A 2,936-nucleotide genomic window follows, 5' to 3' on the forward strand; every position below is an offset into this window, starting at 1 on the left:
CCCCCATCTTCAGACAGGATTTCACGTGTCCCGCCCTACTTGTCGTACACCTAGTTCTTCCTCGCTGTTTTCGTCTACAGGGCTATCACCTGCTATGGCGGCACTTTCCAGAGCCTTCGACTAACAATGAAGATAAAGAGTACAGGCTGGTCCCATTTCGCTCGCCACTACTCTGGGAATCTCGGTTGATTTCTTTTCCTGCGGTTACTTAGATGTTTCAGTTCACCGCGTTCGCTTCACATGACCTATGGATTCAGTCATGGATACTCCATTCGGAGTGGGTTTCCCCATTCGGATATCGGTGGATCAAAGCTCGTTTGCCAGCTCCCCACCGCTTTTCGCAGGCTACCGCGTCCTTCATCGCCTGTGATCGCCAAGGCATCCACCACATGCACTTGTTCGCTTGACCCTATAACGGGTGTGTCTCGGTCGACCCGCAGTTAGCGCTTTAGCGCTTACCGCGGTCCCATCCCCAGCGGGGACAGGGACATTCACAGGGAATGCCAGGACCTCAATCACAATCGCTACAGGTTGAGTATTCGTGTTGCGCCGTATTCCAAAGCGATCTCTCGATCACCTTTAAAATACATTGATACAATCACAACCCTGATTCACCTACTCAACCACCCATCTCTAAGTGATCTTTCGTGAATCTCTTTACTACTTCTTCCTGATTGTTAAAGAACGACAGCCGATATAAAGCTCTGCTTCATACCGCTCTGACTGGCTCAATCGCCAATGCGAAACGCTCTGTGCCGGTTAAACACAGAACCCTGCGCATTGAGGATTGGTGGAGGATGACGGGATCGAACCGACGACCCCCTGCTTGCAAAGCAGGTGCTCTCCCAGCTGAGCTAATCCCCCCGGTCATGCCTGCATTCAGCCCATGTGCCCCAGGGCGCTCCCGTCGATCTAGCGCAGCCACCACAGACAAAGATGGTGGGTCTGGATGGATTCGAACCATCGACCCCCGCCTTATCAAGACGGTGCTCTAACCGACTGAGCTACAGACCCCTGAGTCTGTCTGAATTACTGTCCTAATTCACAGTCGATAAGCGTGAGCGCTCAACGTTTGACACGTTAGCTCGAGAAAGGAGGTGATCCAGCCGCACCTTCCGATACGGCTACCTTGTTACGACTTCACCCCAGTCATGAATCCTACCGTGGTGACCGTCCTCCTTGCGGTTAGACTAGCCACTTCTGGTAAAACCCACTCCCATGGTGTGACGGGCGGTGTGTACAAGACCCGGGAACGTATTCACCGCGGCATGCTGATCCGCGATTACTAGCGATTCCAGCTTCACGCACTCGAGTTGCAGAGTGCGATCCGGACTACGATCGGTTTTCTGGGATTGGCTCCCCCTCACGGGTTGGCGGCCCTCTGTTCCGACCATTGTATGACGTGTGAAGCCCTACCCATAAGGGCCATGAGGACTTGACGTCATCCCCACCTTCCTCCGGTTTGTCACCGGCAGTCTCCCTAGAGTGCTCTTGCGTAGCAACTAGGGACAAGGGTTGCGCTCGTTGCGGGACTTAACCCAACATCTCACGACACGAGCTGACGACAGCCATGCAGCACCTGTGTGACGGTTCTCTTTCGAGCACCCCGACCTTTCAGCCAGGCTCCGTCCATGTCAAGGGTAGGTAAGGTTTTTCGCGTTGCATCGAATTAATCCACATCATCCACCGCTTGTGCGGGTCCCCGTCAATTCCTTTGAGTTTTAATCTTGCGACCGTACTCCCCAGGCGGTCAACTTCACGCGTTAGCTACGTTACCAAGTCAATGAAGACCCGACAACTAGTTGACATCGTTTAGGGCGTGGACTACCAGGGTATCTAATCCTGTTTGCTCCCCACGCTTTCGTGCATGAGCGTCAGTATTGGCCCAGGGGGCTGCCTTCGCCATCGGTATTCCTCCACATCTCTACGCATTTCACTGCTACACGTGGAATTCTACCCCCCTCTGCCATACTCTAGCCCGCCAGTCACAAATGCAGTTCCCAGGTTAAGCCCGGGGATTTCACATCTGTCTTAACGAACCGCCTGCGCACGCTTTACGCCCAGTAATTCCGATTAACGCTCGCACCCTACGTATTACCGCGGCTGCTGGCACGTAGTTAGCCGGTGCTTATTCTTCCGGTACCGTCATCCCCCCGCCGTATTAGGGCTGAGGTTTTCTTTCCGGACAAAAGTGCTTTACAACCCGAAGGCCTTCTTCACACACGCGGCATTGCTGGATCAGGCTTGCGCCCATTGTCCAAAATTCCCCACTGCTGCCTCCCGTAGGAGTCTGGGCCGTGTCTCAGTCCCAGTGTGGCTGGTCGTCCTCTCAGACCAGCTACAGATCGTCGCCTTGGTAGGCCTTTACCCCACCAACTAGCTAATCTGCCATCGGCCGCCCCTTGAGCGAGAGGTCCTAAGATCCCCCCCTTTCCTCCGTAGAGCGTATGCGGTATTAATCCGGCTTTCGCCGGGCTATCCCCCACTCCAGGACACGTTCCGATGTATTACTCACCCGTTCGCCACTCGCCACCAGGGTTGCCCCCGTGCTGCCGTTCGACTTGCATGTGTAAGGCATGCCGCCAGCGTTCAATCTGAGCCAGGATCAAACTCTTCAGTTCAATGCCTGTTACTGTTTTCTATTCTTGCGAATAGGTCGCTCACTCAACGTACTGACGAATGATTCTCCTGCCGGTGCTTGACACACCAGCAGCAAAACCTTCCTTTCATTACTGTGTGAGACTTGATACTTTCGCTGTCCGGCGAACCCCGAAGGATCCACCGCGCGTCGCGCATCAAGCGCCCACACTTATCGACTGTTAATTTTTAAAGATCAAGTCCGCGCCCACCACCCGAAACCGCGCCCACTTCCAACCACCCGGCACCGCTTCGTTGCACGTCGCTGCATCCGCAGCAGAGAAACGAGATTATGAAGA

Annotated in this window: 2 tRNA genes and 2 rRNA genes; all 4 read right to left on the reverse strand. The window is 54.4% G+C overall.

Annotation, left to right across the window (positions count from 1 at the left end):
* Positions 1–409: ribosomal RNA gene (locus tag BLV45_RS26840) — 23S ribosomal RNA — on the reverse strand; the annotation flags it as partial.
* Between the two features lie 379 nt (positions 410–788).
* Positions 789–864, reverse strand: a tRNA-Ala gene (locus tag BLV45_RS26845).
* 73 nt (positions 865–937) lie between these two features.
* Positions 938–1,014 (reverse strand) — tRNA-Ile (locus tag BLV45_RS26850).
* A 76-nt stretch (positions 1,015–1,090) separates the two neighbouring features.
* Positions 1,091–2,621 (reverse strand): 16S ribosomal RNA (locus BLV45_RS26855).
* Positions 2,622–2,936: the final 315 nt, after the last annotated feature.

Source organism: Paraburkholderia sartisoli, assembly GCF_900107685.1.
GTDB classification, from domain to species: Bacteria; Pseudomonadota; Gammaproteobacteria; order Burkholderiales; family Burkholderiaceae; genus Paraburkholderia; species Paraburkholderia sartisoli.